This is a genomic window from Paenibacillus sp. GL_099_B (assembly GCF_057835695.1).
The window spans coordinates 2343592-2363017 of sequence record NZ_CM174430.1; the positions used below are offsets into that span (position 1 = coordinate 2343592).

Annotated in this window: 13 protein-coding genes; all 13 read left to right on the forward strand. The window is 47.5% G+C overall.

Translation table 11 applies throughout. From position 1 onward, the window contains the following. The first annotated feature begins 256 nt into the window (after positions 1 to 256). The 13 genes from AC3ITG_RS10995 to AC3ITG_RS11055 all read left to right on the forward strand — a co-directional run bounded on the left by AC3ITG_RS10995 (position 257) and on the right by AC3ITG_RS11055 (position 19167). Positions 257 to 2056 carry a sensor histidine kinase gene (locus AC3ITG_RS10995; RefSeq protein WP_489253726.1) on the forward strand — a complete coding sequence of 600 codons (1800 nt, stop codon included), beginning with the start codon at positions 257 to 259 and terminating at the stop codon, positions 2054 to 2056. Continuing rightward, complete coding sequence (locus tag AC3ITG_RS11000) at positions 2031 to 3650, forward strand: response regulator transcription factor (RefSeq protein WP_489253727.1); 1620 nt, start codon at positions 2031 to 2033, stop codon at positions 3648 to 3650. The genes AC3ITG_RS10995 and AC3ITG_RS11000 overlap by 26 nt, the downstream gene beginning before the upstream one ends. A 174-nt stretch (positions 3651 to 3824) precedes the next feature. Beyond that, complete coding sequence (locus AC3ITG_RS11005; RefSeq protein WP_489253728.1) at positions 3825 to 4820, forward strand: ABC transporter permease; 996 nt, start codon at positions 3825 to 3827, stop codon at positions 4818 to 4820. Positions 4821 to 4837: 17 nt separating this feature from the next. Beyond that, on the forward strand, positions 4838 to 5746 hold the full coding sequence (locus AC3ITG_RS11010) for a carbohydrate ABC transporter permease (RefSeq protein WP_413377289.1): 909 nt from the start codon (positions 4838 to 4840) through the stop codon (positions 5744 to 5746). A 182-nt stretch (positions 5747 to 5928) separates the two neighbouring features. After that, positions 5929 to 7455, forward strand: a complete 1527-nt coding sequence (locus AC3ITG_RS11015; protein WP_489253729.1) for an ABC transporter substrate-binding protein — start codon at positions 5929 to 5931, stop codon at positions 7453 to 7455. A gap of 122 nt (positions 7456 to 7577) precedes the next feature. Next, positions 7578 to 8276, forward strand: coding sequence for a hypothetical protein (locus AC3ITG_RS11020; RefSeq protein ID WP_489253730.1), 699 nt, complete (start codon positions 7578 to 7580; stop codon positions 8274 to 8276). 329 nt (positions 8277 to 8605) lie between these two features. Further along, the gene (locus tag AC3ITG_RS11025) at positions 8606 to 10351 is read left to right on the forward strand and encodes a sensor histidine kinase (RefSeq protein ID WP_489253731.1); all 1746 of its coding nucleotides are present in this window, start codon (positions 8606 to 8608) and stop codon (positions 10349 to 10351) included. 85 nt (positions 10352 to 10436) lie between these two features. Next, positions 10437 to 12059, forward strand: a complete 1623-nt coding sequence (locus AC3ITG_RS11030) for a response regulator (protein WP_413377295.1) — start codon at positions 10437 to 10439, stop codon at positions 12057 to 12059. A 103-nt stretch (positions 12060 to 12162) separates the two neighbouring features. Next, positions 12163 to 13869, forward strand: coding sequence for a type 2 periplasmic-binding domain-containing protein (locus AC3ITG_RS11035; RefSeq protein WP_489253732.1), 1707 nt, complete (start codon positions 12163 to 12165; stop codon positions 13867 to 13869). A 248-nt stretch (positions 13870 to 14117) separates the two neighbouring features. Continuing rightward, the gene (locus tag AC3ITG_RS11040; protein ID WP_413377299.1) at positions 14118 to 15008 is read left to right on the forward strand and encodes an ABC transporter permease; all 891 of its coding nucleotides are present in this window, start codon (positions 14118 to 14120) and stop codon (positions 15006 to 15008) included. Positions 15009 to 15037: 29 nt separating this feature from the next. Beyond that, positions 15038 to 15916 (forward strand): carbohydrate ABC transporter permease, encoded by an 879-nt coding sequence (locus tag AC3ITG_RS11045; RefSeq protein ID WP_413377301.1) that lies wholly within the window; start codon positions 15038 to 15040, stop codon positions 15914 to 15916. Positions 15917 to 15948: 32 nt separating this feature from the next. Continuing rightward, entirely contained in the window at positions 15949 to 17058 is a 1110-nt protein-coding gene (locus AC3ITG_RS11050) for a glycoside hydrolase family 53 protein (protein ID WP_489253733.1), read from the forward strand. A gap of 36 nt (positions 17059 to 17094) precedes the next feature. Then, positions 17095 to 19167: a beta-galactosidase gene (locus AC3ITG_RS11055; protein ID WP_489253734.1), complete on the forward strand. Its 2073-nt coding sequence runs from the start codon at positions 17095 to 17097 to the stop codon at positions 19165 to 19167. The last annotated feature ends 259 nt before the right edge of the window (positions 19168 to 19426 follow it).

Genomic DNA, 19426 nt, shown 5'->3' on the forward strand with positions numbered 1-19426 from the left:
CTAATTAGAGCATGGACCCTCGAACACGTACTGTAAGCCAAGAGCAAGTCACCAGAATTGACACTGACAGGTCACGGAACCACATAGACAGATGCAAGCAAGTATGACTACAATAAACATGCCATTATAAGGAAGAAGATGGAAGAAATACAGTGTTAGAGCATCAAAAAAACAGGAGAAATCGCTTGATCTTGATAGCGGTTACAACAATGTGCAACAGAACTGAAATTCAGATTACACAAAAGGGCGGGAATTCATGAACTTCATCCGTTCACTGCGCTTTAAGTTTATCGTGGGTCTGACATTGATCATGCTGCCACTATTCATGCTGCTATATTACAACAACGTATATGCCATGAAAGTTGTACGTGATCAAGTGTCTCTCACCAATATGAATCATCTTGCAAAGAGTGTGGAGCAGAACGAGCGTGTGCTGCAGGAGACCAATCGGTATTTATACAGTCTGGGCGAGCGAGACCCGGACATTATTTCCCTGTTTTTTCTCAAATACGGTAGCGGCGATTATATTATTGCGAAACAGCGCATTATGAACAAATTCATGACCGATATCGGATTTTATAATCTGATCGATTCATTTTTTCTGTACGATGCCGTGAATGATGATCTGTTACTCGCTACCTCGGGCAATTATGATGTCAAAATGTCGATTGTGCAGGAGAGCATGCCGGTACAAATGCAGCAGCTGGAGGGGGAAATCCAGAAGCCAGAGTGGAGTATCGTTCGGGGGGGCACTTGGAACGCCTTGGTCAAAACAGTGCGGATCAACGCCCAGTTCTATGCGGGGGCGCTTGTGGACATGAATGCACTGAATCACCCCGAGCAATTTACGGAGTCCGGTGACCGGGGTGGCGCAGTCATCGTGGGAGCAGATGGAGGGGCCCTGTCCGATTCAGCCCTCAACTCGGCACAAATCAAACTAGCCGCTGCCCATATCACTGGATTGAATAATCCATACCAGGTGATCTCTGAAGTGACATCCACAGGAAGTGCACGTCAGTATCTGATGCTTGGCATTCCTTCAGCCATGTCTGAGATGAATTATATTGTCCTGCTGCCCGAGGAGGATATGATGCGAAACCTGCCATTTTTTCAGCAGATCATTCGCCTGCTTCCGATTGGTGCAGCGGTCATTCTGATCACAGCTATGATTTTTCTCAGGCAACTCCTGTTCCGTCCAATGAATGTGCTCATACGTGGGATGAGGAGGGTTAGCCGAGGAGAACTTGATGTGAGGCTTGAGACGCCGGCTTCATCTGAACTGGAGTTTGTCACGCACAGTTTCAATCAGATGACAAGTGAGATCCAGCATCTGAAGATAGATGTGTATGAGGAGCAATTACGAACGAGAGAAGCAGAATTTAAACAATTGCAGATGCAGATCAATCCTCACTTTTACCTGAATTCATTGAATATCATTCATAGCCTGGCTTCGTTGCAAAAGCATGAGCTGGTGCAGCAGATGGCTGGTCATCTGGCAGATTATTTCAGGTTCAGCCTGCGTGCAGGCAAACGTGTCATTCGATTGGATGAAGAATTGGAACATATCAGTCATTATTTGGAGATCCAGAAGCTGCGGTTTCCAAACAAGCTGGATTTCGTTCTGGATGTTGAACCGGATCTTGGGCGCTATGTGCTGCCGCCTTTAACGATTCAGCCTTTTGTGGAGAATGCCATCATTCATGGCTTTCAGCGACGCACAGAGCCTTTTGTTATTTGCATAACAGCACGAAAGTCGAAAACGTTATCTGATCCTACGCTGTCTTCGGTTCTTCAACTTTCGATTACGGATAACGGTGTTGGATTTGAGCAAGAAATACTAGAGCGCCTGCAACAGGGGCAATACGCCGAAGATCCGGGTGGACAACACATTGGCATCTGGAACGTTATCCATCGGCTGATTGTAAAGTACGGCGAACATGCCGGATTGCAGTTCAGCAATCAGACTGAAGGAGGGGCAGCAGTCCATATTCATATGCCCGCCCAGACGGAAGAGGAAGAAGGGAGAGCCTATGCGGAACCTGTTGATCGTGGATGATGAAGTATACGCCCTGCAAGCGATGGTGGAAGGGGTGGACTGGAGCCTGGCCGGAATTGACCAGGTATTCAGTGCTGGTGATGCGGAAGAGGCGAGAATGTTGATGAAAGCCCATCCCATTGATATTATGATCTGTGATATTGAGATGCCGGGTGAAACGGGACTAGATCTGCAGAGCTGGGTGTTAAAGCATGATCCCGGCCTGCTGACGATTTTCCTTACAGGTCATGCTCTGTTCGATTATGCCCAAACGGCAATTAAGTTGAACAGCTTCGATTATGTGCTGAAGCCTGCTCCCGCAGACCAGCTGCTCAAGGTTGTGAGCCAGGCGATTGACAAAATCAAGGATGGGGAGCAGCGTTCCCGCACCAATGAAGTATATGAGACTGTGTACAAACGCTGGCAAACGCATAAACCGCTGTTGACCGAGCGTTTCTGGAAAGACGCCATCTCACAGCGCGTAACCTTAACCCAGCAAAAGCTTCAGGAGCTGGCCGAGGTCTATGGAGCCGAGATTGATCCGCAAGTGCGCGTGTTGCCGATTGTTATATCCGTCGAAGAATGGGTGCGAGACTTCGATCTGCGTGATGAGGAGGTCCTGGAATATGCGCTTCGCAATGCTGCCAAGGAAATGCTGCTTGGTGACAAACCTGGCGAAGTGTTTCAGGACCACAGTGGACTAAATATTGTGCTTGCATACGAACTGGATGGTATCGTACCCACGGCGAGTGAAGTGGCACAAGGATGTCAGAGCTATATCCAGGAGTGTGGCACCTACTTTTATTGCCGATTGTCCTGTTACGTCGGAGTCCCGGTTGCTGTTACAGATTTACAGGGGATGCTGAATGAGTTGATGGACATGGAGCGTCGCAATATCAACGAGCTTGAAGGGGTCTTTATCTATGACGAGGTGGGCCGAGATACGGAGGATCGCTTTCTGCCAATACCATGGTTTTCCGAGCTGTCCATCCTGTTCGAAACGGGAAAGTTTGACGACCTGCGCGAGCGTGTGGATGAAATCTTTGAATTACTGGCCTCACAGGAGCGTTTGTCACCCGAAATTCTGCGCTTGTATTATCATGCCATGCTGCATGTAATCTACCCGTTACTTCATCAGAAAAATGTATCCGTACGCAGCCTGTATCCCGGAGAACGGGAGCCGGAAGAAAACGTTGTGACACGTTCGTTGCCCCAGCTGAAGCAGTGGACATTAGACCTGATCAGTCGTGCGATCCCGGTATTGTACCCGGACGATCACAGTCCAATGACGATTGTGGACCAGTTATGTATTTACATTGAAAATCATATTGGTGAAGAGCTGATGCGAGAAGAACTTGCATCCTTTGCCGGATTTAATCCGGCCTATCTATCCCGCCTGTTTCGTAAAGAAAAGGGCATGTCGCTTTCCGAATTCATTCTCCAGCGCAGAGTAGCCAAAGCGAAGGCCTTATTGTCCCAGTCTACCGTGAAGGTGACGGATATCGCAGGCAAGGTCGGGTACTACAATTACTCTCATTTTACGAAAATGTTCAAAAAGTGCACGGGCATTACCCCACAGGAGTTTCGCAAACAGTCCCGAACGGTACAGATTTGACGCAGCATGCTGCGTCTTTTGTTTTTTTGTGCCCTAAAGTCATAATTTGATAAGTGAACAGGTCACCACAGCAGATAGTGGACCTGAACGCCCCGCCGTATACTTGAACCACAGGAGACACAGCGGTGTTTCATCCTGAGGATGAAATTCAAGAGGAGTGAGGGAGAACAAGTTATGAAGACACAACCCCAGGTGGGTAAGGGAGCACGTCTATCGGATGCAAGGGACATACCGGATATACCAGTTCGAAAACGAAAGTCTGTCCTGTACAATCTAGGTAAATTCAAGGTTTTGTATCTCATGTTTTTGCCAGGCATTCTGTTTCTGCTGGTGAACAACTATATGCCGATGTTCGGCGTTCTGATTGCATTCAAAAATGTAAACTATGCCGACGGTATTTGGGGCAGCCCGTGGAGCGGCTGGGATAATTTCAAGTATTTGTTCTCCACCAGCGATGCTTGGGAGATCACACGTAATACGCTCGCATATAACACCGTATTTATTGCGCTTAATTTATTTGTAGGTGTAGGGCTTGCGATTTTGTTGAATGAAGTGAAGAACAAGGCAATGTCCAAATTGTATCAGTCACTCATGCTGCTTCCGTATTTTCTGTCGATGATTGTAGTCAGCTATTTGGTGCTCGCGTTTCTCGGCAAGGATTCGGGTTTCATGAACTCGACGATTCTTCAGCTCTTTGGCGGACAACCAATTGATTGGTATTCGGAACCCAAGTATTGGCCGTATATTTTGCCGCTGGTGAATACATGGAAGAATATCGGTTATTATGCCGTTATTTATCTGGCAGCAGTGGTAGGTATCGATGAGGAATATTATGAAGCAGCCGTGCTGGATGGCGCGAGCAAGTGGCATCAGATTCGCTTCATTACCGTTCCGTTTCTCGTACCGCTGATCGTGATTATGACACTGCTGCAAATCGGTCGTATTTTCTACGCGGACTTCAGTCTGTTCTACCAGGTTCCGCTTGAATCGGGCGCATTGTTCCCGGTCACGAACGTTCTGGATACGTATGTGTACCGAACCTTCCTCATTGGGGGCGATATCGGGATGTCCTCAGCAGCCGGGCTGTATCAGGCTGTTGTCGGATTTGTGCTTGTTCTCGTATCCAATACCATCGTAAGGAGAATGGACAAAGATAATGCATTATTTTGAGAGGAGGCAAGCCAGCTGTGAAATCACGTGATCCATTAGCCGTGTCGCGGCGTTCCGCGTCTATCATACACGCTATGTTTATATTCTATGCCATTGCCTGCATCGTGCCGATCCTGCTTGTCTTCGCGATCTCATTCTCGGACGAGACGACGGTCATTGCGAACGGGTATAAGCTGATTCCGGAGAAGTTTAGCCTGACTGCCTATGAGTTTCTGTTCAAAGACATGGATCAGATCATCCATTCCTATGGCATTTCAATTATCGTAACCGTGATAGGTACAATAACGAGTGTAGCACTGACTGCATTGTACGCGTACCCGCTTTCCCGGAGGGATTTGCCGTATCGCGGGTGGTTCGCCTTTTTCATCTTTTTCACCATGCTGTTCAATGGCGGTCTGGTCCCTTGGTATCTCGTCTATGTGAACGTACTGGATTTGAAAAACTCGGTACTGGCACTGATCATGCCGCTGCTGCTGTCACCGTTCTTCGTACTGGTCATGCGTACGTTCTTCGCCAATTCCATTCCGGTATCGATTCTTGAATCGGCACGGATTGATGGAGCGGGTGAATTGAGAACGTTTACACGTATCGTGCTTCCGCTCTCCCTTCCGGTGATGGCGACTGTTGCACTGTTCAGCACATTGAATTACTGGAACGACTGGTATCTCAGCATGATTTTTATATCTGATAACCGGACGATCAGTCTTCAGTACCTTATGTACCGGACGCTGCTCGATATTCAATATTTAACATCCAACTCCAATGTCTCTTCACAGATTTCGTCACAGGGCGGATTGCTGAATCTGCCGAATAAAACACTGCAGATGGCGATGGCTGTTGTCGGTATTGGTCCAATCGTACTGGCATATCCATTCTTCCAGCGGTATTTCATCAAAGGCCTAACCGTAGGCGCAGTGAAGGGATAACTCCGGCCGGTTAGCGGAGAGGGCAACGGATAATTGAAGATGGACCTGAGAGGGCATATACAAAAAGCAGCGAGTACAGACACGCCGGAGGGCCGGTAAGCGAACGGACTTTTGTAGATTGGGGAACATTGCGAATTGGGGCAATCGGTTGCAGGGTCCAACATATGACGGGAGGGGTTCACTTGGTTAGAACGTTTAAGGTATGGCCGCGTTTCGCGGCAGCAGTTATGGCGCTGAGCCTGGTGCTGGCAGGTTGCTCATCAGACAAAGGCGGAACAACACCGGAAGCACAGGGTGGCGGTGGAGCGGAGACTGGGGGCAAGCCCTATGAAGTGACGTTGTATTATCCAGGGACACCACAGAAAGATGTAGCTCTGGTGGAAGCCGAGATCAACAAAAAGATGGAGCCAAAGATTGGGGCAACACTCAAGATTAATGCGATCGACTGGGGTCAGTGGGATAACAAGCTGAATCTTATGATCTCTTCCGGCGAAAAATCAGACATTATTTTCACGGCGGCTTGGCAAAATTATACCGTCAATGTGGCAAAAGGTGCTTTCTTGCCGCTCAATGATCTGCTTGACAAGTATGGGCAGGATATCAAGAAAAATCTCGATCCAGCCTTTCTGGAAGGTTCTCAGGTGGATGGCGTAAACTATGGCGTTCCTACCAACAAGGAGCTGGCAGCGACGCGTGGTGTACTGGTACGTAAAGATCTGGCTGACAAATACAAGCTCGATCTGACCGCAGTAAAAACATGGGCTGACCTGGAGCCGCTGCTCAAAACAATCAAGGAAAACGAACCAGGCATCACTCCATTCTATATGTCCAATACCAATGGTAACGGGCTGTTAGAAAATCTGGACTGGGATTATCTTGGTGATGCCTCCGTTCCAGGCGTCATCTCCAAAACAGCGGGTACAACGACGGTACTGAATGAAGTGGAGACCCCTGAATTCAAGGAAGCGGCTGAGCTTGCACGCAAGTGGTATCAGGCTGGATACATTAACAGTGATGCAGCAACTTCCAATGTATTCCCGAAAGATCAGGCGAAGGCAGGTAAGGCTTTCCTGTGGACCGATGGCATGAAGCCGGGCAAGGATAAGGAAGAAGAAGGTTATGTCGGATATCCACTAACCCAGATTGAGATGACACAGCCTACGATTACAACCGGGGATGCTTCCGGTGCGATGCTCGCGATCTCCCGTTCCTCTGAGCAGCCGGAGAAGGCAATGCAAGTCATTAACCTGCTGCATTCCGACAAAGAAATCAACAACCTGCTCAACTTCGGAATTGAAGGCACTCATTATGTGAAAAAAGACGGGGAGGACAACATTATTACCCTCCCGCAAGGGGTGGATGCCAACAGTCGCACATACAATCCGGGCGCACAATGGCAGCTGGGTAACCAGTTCCTGAACTACCTCTGGGATAATGAAGATCCACAGAAATGGGAAAAGTTCAAGGAGTTTAATGCCAAAGGCGTCAAATCACCTGCACTGGGCTTTACCTTCAACAGTCAATCCGTCAAAAACGAAATTGCTGCGGTCAACAACGTGAACAAACAGTTCAAACCGGGCATGACCTCGGGTGCAGTAGATCCGAACGAGATGATCCCGAAATATCTGGAGAAGCTGAAAGCCGCAGGTATTGATAAAATCATTGCAGCCAAACAAGAGCAGCTCGACGCATTCCTGTCGAAAAAGTAGAGTTGAGTTGCAAAACAAAAGACGTTTTCGGTTAAAAACCGGAGCGTCTTTTTTTATTTGGATCGCAAACCATAATAAGGAAAAATATGATATAATCAGGTGGTTGATTAGGGGGTGTTCGTGTGTCGAGAACCAGACTTGTGTTCTCTGCGATGTTATTGCTGTTTGGCATCATTTTTACGTTTAAGCATCACCTTGGTTTCTCTGTGGGGGACACGCTGTTGTCTGCTATTGGTATGTCGCCTTATACCACATCCTATGTAAGTGGCGTGCACATCACGTTATTTTTTGGAATGGGTATATTAGCGTGCAGCTACTATCTTACACGCAAAGAAATCATGCCATTATATCCGGTTCTGGCCAAACGGCTCTGGCTGGTCGTTCTCGCTATCGTTCTCAGTTATTCCTACATGACGGATAAATTAATGTATGTAGCCAAATGGGGGGCTTCCGGTATCAATGGTGTTTCCTATGTCCAAAATGATAGCTCCTGTACCTATGATGTACTGGACAATGGTATTACACGGGTAAGCTGTAACCTGACACTCAAAAATTACACCAGAGAGCCTGTAGCAGCTGTGCTCTTGCCTGACTTGGCCCGCAGTTACAACCACCAGGATGATCCGCTCTATGAATCCCTGCAATCTGTCCAGCTGAAACCTGTGCATATAGAGATTGAGCCGCATGGAACATTTAAAGGTCAGCTGGCGTTTTCCGGTTTGGCTGGCTCCCCGCTGCGAGTCAAAGGAAAGCTAACCGATATTGTAATGGATGTCGCCGTAGATGGAGAGAACACTGTATTTGACTACGATATTCCATAAAGATTTTGCGTTAGCAAGATAGAATGAATACATAAGAAGATCTTTTCGAGTTAGAAGGGAATTAACCAATATACACGTTTAGAAAGGGCTGACGGTTGTCGGCTCTTTTTTGCGTGGAAGTTGCAATTAGTGCAGAAAAGTTGGTTTTGTCACCTTTATGCATGTATATGGTAACGCTTACGATATATAGAGAGTCTCTTTAAAGAGATTAAGTCAGGAATAACAGATGAGCTGTGGAGCGGATTAGAACAGAAAAAATAGTTTATGTTTAACGCTTTCATCGTTAAAATTAGATTCACTGACTAATGAAGGCAAGGTGAGGTAAGAAGATGTCATACCGGACGAATCTATTTTCCAAAATGGTCATTTTAATTCTAATTATGCTGGTTCCAGTCGTACTGCTGTACTGGTATTCCAATCATAAAACGACAGCAGTTCTGCGGGATGAACTCAATCGCTCCAACAGCAACCAACTGGAATTTTTTCAAAATCAAGTGAATACACACATCGAGTTGTTATCCTCGTGGCCGAATCTGCTCATCCATGATCCCGATATTGCGAGCTTCCGACGGATCTACGCTGACAGTAAATATTTCGATCTGGATACGATCAATCTGGTTAAACGTATTCAGAACAAGCTGAGTATCCAGGAAAGTTCATCCAACTGGACAACGAAATTGTACCTCTATTCGCCGACGCTGGGCAGGGTCATCTCTGAACGAGATGCTGGCTTTTACGATCAGGAGACGCTGCGAGGCAACATGTCATCTGGATGGAATGTTCGAAAGATTCAGGAGGGGGAAGATGATCGATTCATCTTCAGCTGGATCACCGTATCTCCATACGGTATTAGTGATCCCGCAGCCAATGCGCAAACCGTGATTAAGCTTGAATTCGACAGTGACAACATTCGAGATATGCTGGATAAATTCAAGGACGATGGTCGCCATGATCCCTTTTATTACCGGGAAGAGACGGGGGTTATCTATAACCGAACTTCGGATCGTGCCCTGACAGGTCAGCTGATGGACAAGCTGGCCATTGATAAGCTTAAGGATGTGGATAACCGAACAGTAGTCATTGACGGCGAGCCTTACATGGTTAATACGGTAAAGTCCAGCACGACAGGATGGTATCTGGTCGATTACATGCCGCTATCGGCTATTCTGAAGCCGATTCATCAATCCAATATAACGTTTTATTCAGCTATGATCTGTCTACTATTGATGAGCTTTGCCGTGGCCTATCTGTTATATGTACAGGTCCAAGTCCCTGTCAAACAGTTGATTCGTGGATTCCAACGATTGAAGCAGGAGGATTATTCAGTTCGAATCATCCCCAAAGGCCGCAATGAATTCAGCTTTTTGTCCGAACGATTCAACTCCATGGTGGCGCAAATTCAGCAGTTATTTGAACACGTGTACCTGGAACAGATTCATGTGCGTGAAGCCCGGCTGAAACAGCTGCAATCGCAGATTAATCCACACTTTTTCTATAATTGTTTCTCGTTCATTACGAGCATGGCAAAGCTGAAGCGTGTGGATGCCGTAGTTGCTATGTCGCATAATCTGTCCCGATACTATCGGTACACGACGAGGCAGGAGCGTGATGTGGTACCGCTCACGGAGGAAATTGAGTTCGTCACCTGTTATCTGGAGATTCAACAGATGCGTATGGACCGAATACGTTTCAAAATTGACTTATCGGAAGACATCTTGAGGCAGGAGGTGCCTCCGCTAATCGTTCAACCACTGGTGGAGAATGCGGTTATTCATGGTATTGAAGCCGATGCCGAGGCTGGGGAAATACGGGTGTCGGGAGAACAAAGAGATGGCATGATGATTCTTACCGTAGATGACGACGGGCAAGGTATGGATGAATTGGCCCGGCAGATGCTGCTCCACAAACTTACAGGGGGTATGGATCAAGATATGGGGTGTGGGCTGTGGAACGTCAACCAGCGTCTTCAGCTCAGGTATGGGGAGCGGGCTGGACTTAGTGTTATGGAATCACCGCTTGGGGGGCTGCGTGTTACCTTGTCCTGGCCTGCTGACGAGGAACATCTTCTTGAATAGAAGGAAAGAAATAGAGACGCCATATGACTACAGCATGATGACCGTGGCATGCATTGCATAACTATGCAGATAGGGAGTGACTTTCTTGATTGATATCTTACTGGTGGATGATGAAACGTATGTGACTGAAAGTCTGGAATTGACCATTCCCTGGGGAGAGCTCGGGGTTACGACGGTTTTGCGTGCAGGATCTGGTAAGGAAGCGCTGCAGATTTTGGAAGAGAATGCAGTGGACCTCGTGGTGACCGATATTCGAATGCCGGGCATGTCCGGACTGGAGCTAATTGAGGAGGTAAGCAATCGATGGGCGCATATCCGCTGCATCCTGCTGACCGGGCACAGTGATTTTCAATATGCCAAGAAAGCCATTCAGCTGCAGGCTGCCGATTATATTCTCAAGCCGGTGAACGATGAGGAATTCATGGCTTCGATCTCCGCTGCCATCACGTCCCTTCGGGATGATTGGGATGAATTTGATAAATACCATCGTTTGTTATATAGCCGGAAGTCAGATTATAAAATTTTGCGAGAAAATCTGATGCACGATTTGTTGCTGGGCCGCGAGATTTCAGCACGGGCACTGGGTGAACAGCTTGAGAAGTATGAGATAGTGCTCCAGCCGGATCAACCGGCGGTCATGATGCTAATTCGCCTGACAGGCCGGTTCTCGGCAATGGATCAGCAATCACTGGATTTGATGGAGTTTGCGGTTGGCAATATCGCCGAAGAGGTGTTTGGACCGCAACTCAACGTCTGGTTTTCACGTGGCCCCCATGAGTGTCTGGTCATGATAATACAGAATCAGGGGTTGACGGAGCCTGAGCAAACGAACATGGAAGAACTGAAGCAGCCGGCTGGAACCTTCCGTGAGCATGTCATTCGATATCTGCAAGGCGATCTGTCCATGGTGGTCACAGCACCGTTTCATTTTGCCGATCTGACGACCGCTTATCGTAAAGGTTTGGGATCACTGGTACTGTCGGGTCCAGAGGAAAATACGATCATTTATATGGATAAAGAGCTGTCCAAACGGCCGGAGAACGATGCGGCACAAGCGCTTGAAGAGCTTTATAAGCCACCCGTGCTGCCTCAATTGCTTGAAACCAAACAGTGGGAGGCTGCGGCACGCAAACTGAATGCCGTCTTTGATGCAGCGGACCGTGTATGTCTCTCCAGAGAACATGTATATGAGATGTATTTGTCTGTGACGAATGCTTTTATGTATATCGCGCATAAGCAGGGGCATCTCGTGCATGAGATCGATCATGCAGGATTTGACCTGCTATTGGCGCATCAGCTGATTCAATCGCCTGACAAGCTTCGCCGCTGGGCGACTGAGATGCTCGCCAAGTTGCAGGAGGAGCTGTCGGATCAGGAAGGCGTACAGAGTCGAAGACACGTCATCAAGCAGGTTCAGGAGATGGTAACCAGAGACGCAGGACAGGATCTATCCGTGAAGATGATCGCAGACAAAGTTTATTTGCACCCCGTGTATTTGTCCAAGATCTACAAAGCCGAGACAGGTGAGGGGCTGGGCGATTATATGATTCGAATGCGGATGGAGCGTGCATTGTATTTGCTCAAAAACACGAATAAAAAGATATACGAGATTACCAGTGAGCTTGGGTACCAAAATCCGCAATATTTCAGCAAAATGTTCAAAAAGCATTACGGAATGACACCGAATGAATATCGGGATCAGGCATAATTTCAACATCATTCCAATATATAGGTTGCCAAAGGTGCAGAAATCTTGTTTTCGTGACATAGGCTGAAAGACCCGGCAGGCCTATAATGAAAGGGTAACCAAAATGATTGAAGGGGGAACAACATTGAGAGCGAAATCCACGAAAAAGAGATTACTGTCGCTTCTCGCAACGGCGGTGTGTCTGACCGGCGTCCTTGCAGGCTGTACAGGAGGAAATAGCGGAGGAGATAGTGAGGCATCAAGTACGCCAGCTATTGAAAACGAATACAAAGAAAAATATGATCCGGCAGTGACCCTTACAACAGCATGGGGAATTGATCCTGAGCTAAAATTCAAAAATGGCGAATCGATGGAAAATAACGTGTCAACCAAGTGGGCCAAAGAGAAATTCGGCATCGACATCAAATCATTGTGGTCTGTAACGGATACAAACGGTGCGTTTGCGACGAAGCTTCGTCTAGCGATGTCTTCTGGCCAGGAGATGCCTGATGTGGTAACGGTAGGGGACAACCTGCTTGCTCAGGATCTGATTGATTCAGGCATGTATCAGGAAGCGGGTCCGCTGTTCGACAAATATGCTTCCGACACATGGAAAAAAGCGATGGAGCAGGACCCCAATGTATGGAACCAGTATAGCCGTGACGGCAAAAGAATGGGTATTCCCGTACTGGACTATGCGTACAACAATGATTACCTGCTGTGGATTCGTCAGGATTGGCTGGACAAGCTGAATCTGGAGGCGCCAAAAACAATCGATGAACTGGAAAAAGTCATGGATGCGTTCAAAAATCAAAATCCGGATGGCTTAGCTCCGGATAAGGTCATTCCGCTCAGCATCGGTTTCAAAACATCCATGAACACATGGATGGGAGATCCATCCTGGATCTTCGGTGCATACGGAACACTGCCGTTCCAATGGAATGTAGCTGAAGATGGCAAGTTGGAATATGGTTCCATCAATCCTGGCATGAAGCAAGGTCTGACCAAATTGAGCGAATGGCTCAAAAAAGGATATATCCCGCAGGAAGCAGCATTATGGGATGAAAACAAAACAGCAGAGCCAGCAGTGGCAGGTACAGCCGGTATTATCCCAGGTCCATACTGGATGAGCGGATGGCCGCTTCTGGATACGGTGAAAAATGTGCCAAGTGCCGTTTGGAAACCGATTGAAATCCCGTCCGGTCCAGAAGGCAAAGCTATGCGTCACGGTACACAGTTTGTTAACGGTGTTATTCTGATTAAGAAAGACATGGAACATCCTGAAGCTTTCTTTACTTATCAGAACTACCTGTTCGACAATTATGCAGACCCGGCACCGGGTAGCCCGTATGATAACGGTCTGTTTGCAAAGTATGACTATCAATTGGATGCCAATGGAAAACAAATGCCGATTGACCAAATCGAAGGCGGATATGTGAATGTTGTACGTTATCTGCTCGTTCGTGACGGCGCTCGTATTCCGGATGCTCAGATGAAAGCCCTGCTGAATCTGGCAGATGGCAAAGAGCCTGAGACGAAGCTTGAGAAGGATGTTGCTGTCAACTATGGTAAAGAGACTCCTGCCGCAGCGAAAGTGTTACTCGGTCAGGAAGAAATTTCCTATAAAAATATGTTCACAGGTCCTACAACAGCGACAATGAAATCCAAGCTGGACTACCTGAACAAAATTGAAAATCAAGCATTCAATGAAATCATTTATAACAAAAATCCGGTAGATGCGTTCGATACATTTGTACAAACATGGAAATCGGGTGGCGGTGACCAAATCACACAAGAGGTCAACGAATGGTATGAAAGTGTGAAAAAATAAGGATACAGGGGCGTGCAGACCAACCAGGTCTGCGCGCTTTTTTTGTCGTTATGAGAGCCTGATTTGCTTCGGGAAGGTTCGGGTCAGCGGTGGATGAATGAATGAAAAGACAGCGAGTCCAAACTGGTTGCTTTTGTACCATTTATATTGCTTTTATGTGCTGTTTGACCTATGCAAACGGTTGATATAATCGCAGTATAAGCCACTCAGGGAGCACTTGAGTAGGAAGAATTACAGGGGGAGCAATCATGAGAACTTTAAAACGAACTTGGCCATTCCACGTAATGCTGCTGCCAGCCATCATCTTTCTGATCATATTCAGCTACATTCCCATGGGCGGCATTGTCATGGCATTTCAAAACTATAAGCCATGGATGGGCATCAGCGGCTCGGAATGGGTAGGGCTGGATAATTTTCGATATTTGTTTGAACGTGAAGACAGCTTGCAAGTCATCTGGAATACATTAATCATTGCTGTACTCAAGCTGATATTCAATTTATTTATCCCGTTCGTATTTGCGATATTGCTGAATGAGGTTCGGAAAATTGCTGTTCAGCGGACCATTCAGACTTTGGTTTATCTGCCTCACTTCCTGTCCTGGGTTATTCTCGGTGGTATTCTGATAGATCTGCTCTCCAACGAGGGGCTGGTGAATCGAGCGCTGGGTGCCTTCGGGCTTGGACCTTACTTCTTCCTTGGAGATAATGACTGGTTCCGATTTACGATTATCATTTCCGATGTATGGAAAGAGTTCGGTTATAACACGATCGTGTTTCTCGCTGCACTGGCTGGCATCAACCCGTCCCTGTATGAAGCAGCGGAGATTGATGGTGCAGGACGCTGGAAACAAACGCTGCACATTACAGTACCTTCCCTTGTTCCCATGTTGATGGTTGTCGGTACACTGGCGCTGGGTAACGTACTGAACGCCGGGTTTGATCAGATCTTCAACTTGTACAACCCGCTCGTATATCAAACCGGGGATATCATCGATACGTTTGTATACCGATCCGCGATGGTGAACGGAGAGATGGGTTTTGCTACAGCAATCGGATTGTTCAAATCCGTCATTAGCATGATTCTGATTCTCGTATCATACAGCCTTGCCAAGAAATATGCCGGATATCGTATTTTTTAACCGACTTCATAGGGAAAAGAGGGACCAACATGTATCACAAATCGCTGCCTTATCGTGTGTTTAACATATTCAATACCTGCTTCCTGATTCTACTGGCCATTCTCTGTATTGTGCCGCTGATACATGTTCTGGCTGTATCCTTTAGTGTCAAATCAGCCGCCGATGCCAATCTGGTCAGTCTGTGGCCCGTAGGGTTCTCGCTTGAAGCCTACAAGAAAACGATGAATAATCCGATCTTCCTGCATTCGATCTGGGTCTCGTTGCTGCGGACCGTCATTGGTACAGGCATTACGCTATTGATTACCTTTTTGGCAGCCTATCCATTGTCGAAAGAAAATTCTGTTTTTAAAGGAAGAAACATCTATTCATGGCTGTTCGTTTTCAGTATGATTTTTAACGGGGGCCTGGTTCCATTCTACATGGTCATCCAAAAAATCGGATTGATGGACTCGTTCTGGGTGCTTGTACTCCCGGGTGCGGTGAATACGTTCCTCGTCATCCTGATGCTGAATTTCTTCCGCGGCATTCCGCAGGAGCTGGAGGAAGCGGCATTGATTGATGGAGCAGGTCATTTCCGCACATTGTTCAGTATATTTCTTCCCATCTCGATGCCGTCCATTGCTACGATCGCTTTGTTCAGTATGGTGTTCCACTGGAATTCCTGGTTCGACGGCTTGCTCTATCTGAACAATGCCAAGGATTACCCACTGGCGACATTCCTACAGACCGTCATTATTGGACGTGATATGAGCACGATGAGCATGGATCCGAAGGAAATGGAAGCGATCTCCCAAACCACAGTAAGAGCGGCACAAATTTTTATTGGAAGTGCGCCAATCCTCATTGTGTATCCATTCCTACAGCGCTTCTTTGTCAAAGGTATGACCTTGGGTTCGGTTAAAGGCTGAGCCTGCATCTAAATTAAACGGAGGTTGATGAAGTGGGCAATTTAAAGGAAGAGGCATTCATTCTCGGAATGGATGTGTCATTTATGGATGAAATTGAGCAGCATGGTGGGAGCTATCGTGACGAGGATGGGCAGCAGGCGGACTTGCTGACCCTTCTCAAGCTGGGTGATGCCAATGCAATCCGATTGCGAATCTGGAATGATCCTGTAGGCGGATTCTGTAATCTGGAGCGGACGGTAGCGGTAGCCAAACGGATCAAGGAACAAGGCTTGCAATTCTTGCTGGATTTTCATTATTCCGATCGCTGGGCTGATCCAGCCAATCAATGGAAGCCAAAGGCATGGGAAAAGCTGTCATATGAGGAACTGCAACGTGAGGTATGTACTTATACGGCAGATGTACTGAGAACACTCAAGGAGCATGATGCATTGCCGGACATGGTGCAGGTGGGGAATGAAATTACACCGGGCATGTTATGGGATGAAGGACGTGTTGGTGGGGAAGAGCATGATACCGACGAACAGTGGGAGCGTTTTGCTGGACTTGTGAAGTATGGCATCGCTGCTGTTAAATCGATTGATTCGGAAATCAAGATTATGATTCATATAGACCGCGGTGGTGATAATGCGGAGAGTCGCAAATTCTATGATCGGTTTGAGGCACTAGGTGTGGAGTTCGATATCATTGGGCTCTCATATTACCCTTGGTGGCATGGAACACTGGAGGCGCTGCGGGATAATCTGCATGACCTGGCTGAACGCTACGGCAAACCAATCAATGTTGTTGAAACCGCTTATCCTTGGACATTGGAGCAGCCTGAAGGCCACGAGTGGATTCTGAATCAGGAAGAACTGTTGTTGCCAGGATATCCGGCAAGCGTGGAAGGACAGACGCGTTATCTGAAGGATCTGCTGCAGATTATTCGTGAAGTTCCCGGCGGTCTCGGAGCGGGATTCTATTACTGGGAGCCTGCCTGGATTCCTAGCAAGGAAGAGTGGTCTGTTGGACATCCGAATAACTGGGGCAACCTGACGATGTTTGACTTCAAGGGTCAGAAGTTGCAATCGTTTTCAGCGCTGAAGGCTGGAGAGGAAAATGACACTGCATTGGATGAGCAGCCGAGTGCTGCATTGATCAAATAGATGATTCAAAATGAAATGAATGAAGGAGTTGTCAGCATGACATACAAATATCCACCCGTAAGTTCCAAAGCACCTCATATGTTACATGGTGCAGACTATAACCCGGAGCAATGGCTACGCTACCCTGAAGTACTTGAAGATGATATCCGCCTGATGAAGCTTGCCAAATGTAATGTGATGTCCATTGGCATCTTCTCATGGGTATCCCTTGAACCGGAGGAAGGCGTGTACACGTTTGAATGGCTGGATCAAGTACTGGATCGTTTTGCTGCCAATGGAATTTATGCATTCCTGGCTACCCCGAGCGGTGCAAGACCTGCCTGGATGTCGGCCAAGTATCCCGAAGTGTTGCGTGTTGGAGTCAATCGCGTTCGCAACCTGCATGGCTTCCGTCACAACCATTGCTATACATCTCCGGTATACCGGGAGAAGGTTACTGCAATCAATACAAAACTTGCAGAACGTTACTCGGATCATCCCGCAGTAATTGGCTGGCACATTTCCAATGAATTCGGCGGGGATTGCCACTGTGATTATTGCCAGGACGCTTTTCGCGGCTGGGTGAAAAACAAATACGGCACACTGGACGAGTTGAATCACTCGTGGTGGACGACATTCTGGAGCCATACCGTGACGGAATGGAGTCAAGTGGAGTCTCCTGCGCCGCACGGAGAGACACAGGTCCATGCGATGAATCTGGACTGGCGCAGGTTTGTCACAGATCAGACCGCTGATTTTATCGTGCACGAAACGAAACCGCTGAAGGCCAAAAATCCCGATCTGCCGGTAACGACCAACCTGATGGAATTTTATGAAGGATTGAACTACTGGAAGTTCGCTGACATTCTGGATTTCTTGTCTTGGGATAGTTATCCGACATGGCATGATGCGGACGAAGAAGATACGCTGGCATCCAGAGTGGCGATGATGCATGATATCGTTCGTTCAATCAAGGGCGGGCAGCCGTTTCTATTGATGGAGAGCACACCGAGCTCAACCAATTGGCAAGAGACAAGCAAATTGAAACGTCCTGGTATGCATTTGCTGGCATCTCTGCAAGCTGTGGCGCACGGCTCGGACAGTGTACAATACTTCCAGTGGAGAAAGAGTCGGGGGTCCAGTGAAAAGCTTCATGGAGCGGTTGTAGATCATGTTGGGCATGAACATACCCGTGTGTTCCAGGATGTTACTGACGTAGGAGTGGCACTGGAAGGAATGCAGGCGGTGGTTGGAACGTCCGTTCCGGCCGAAGTTGCCATCATATTCGATTGGGAAAACCGTTGGGCGGTAAAGGATTCCCAAGGACCGCGTAACATCGGAGTAAAGTACGAGCAGACGGTGGAATGGCATTATGATGCCTTTTGGAAAAAAGGTGTGCCTGTGGATGTCATCGACATGGATGCTGATCTCTCCAAGTACAAACTGCTCATCGCACCTATGCTTTATCTGGTACGTGAAGGGGTTGGCGAACGCATTGAGCGATTCGTGGAAAATGGCGGTACATTTGTAGCCACGTATTGGTCAGGTATCGTAAATGAGAATGATCTGTGCTTCCTCGGAGGATTCCCTGGGCCGCTTCGCAAGACGCTGGGGATCTGGTCGGAAGAGATCGACGGCTTGCATGACCGTGATCTGAATGGGGTTGTGCCTGTGAAGGACAACGGGCTTCAACTGAATGCCGAGTATGATGCAATCGAATTATGCGACCTGATTCATCTGGAAGGTGCAGAAGCGCTAGCGACATATCGCTCCGACTTCTATGCTGGACGGCCTGCTTTGACCGTTAACCGTCTTGGTTCAGGTAAAGCTTATTATATGGCTACACGTTTCAAAGCTCCATTTTACGATGATTTCTATAGCAGTCTAATCGCTGATCTGGGTATAGAGCGTGCTCTTGAAACCCGGCTTCCTGCTGGAGTTACGGCACACATCCGTACAGATGGCACAGCGGATTATGTATTTGTGCAGAACTACACACCGGAGCCGAAGCAAGTACAACTGGACAATCAGTCCTATCGTGATCTGCTGAGTGGTGATGCTGTTGAGGGCAGCCTGGATTTGCAATCATATGATATCCGAGTACTGCGCAGAGCGGCTGAGCGTAAATAATATATTTGTTACTCATTTGGCTGAAAAATGTGGGGATAACAGCGATCGGAAGGTTGTTCTATCATCGGAGTGGCAAGTGTAAATATTCTTTAGTTCAACTTATATAGTGTGCAGAAGGGCCACCCTTAACGTCTCGATCAGACGGAGAGGGTAGTCCTTTTTGTCGTATTTAGATCACACTGAGTACTTTTTCTGGGCAAGATAAAGGATAAACGTGTCCGCGCAGCGAAGACAAACAGGTAACATTGCAACTCATGAC

Excerpts from the sequence above, each read along its gene's own strand:
- AC3ITG_RS11000 (WP_489253727.1), top strand. The coding sequence starts at position 2,031 with ATGCGGAACCTGTTGATCGTGGATGATGAAGTATACGCCCTGCAAGCG.
- AC3ITG_RS11005 (WP_489253728.1), top strand. The coding sequence starts at position 3,825 with ATGAAGACACAACCCCAGGTGGGTAAGGGAGCACGTCTATCGGATGCA.
- AC3ITG_RS11035 (WP_489253732.1), top strand. The coding sequence starts at position 12,163 with ATGATTGAAGGGGGAACAACATTGAGAGCGAAATCCACGAAAAAGAGA.
- AC3ITG_RS11055 (WP_489253734.1), top strand. The coding sequence starts at position 17,095 with ATGACATACAAATATCCACCCGTAAGTTCCAAAGCACCTCATATGTTA.
- AC3ITG_RS10995 (WP_489253726.1), top strand. The coding sequence starts at position 257 with ATGAACTTCATCCGTTCACTGCGCTTTAAGTTTATCGTGGGTCTGACA.
- AC3ITG_RS11025 (WP_489253731.1), top strand. The coding sequence starts at position 8,606 with ATGTCATACCGGACGAATCTATTTTCCAAAATGGTCATTTTAATTCTA.
- AC3ITG_RS11040 (WP_413377299.1), top strand. The coding sequence starts at position 14,118 with ATGAGAACTTTAAAACGAACTTGGCCATTCCACGTAATGCTGCTGCCA.
- AC3ITG_RS11045 (WP_413377301.1), top strand. The coding sequence starts at position 15,038 with ATGTATCACAAATCGCTGCCTTATCGTGTGTTTAACATATTCAATACC.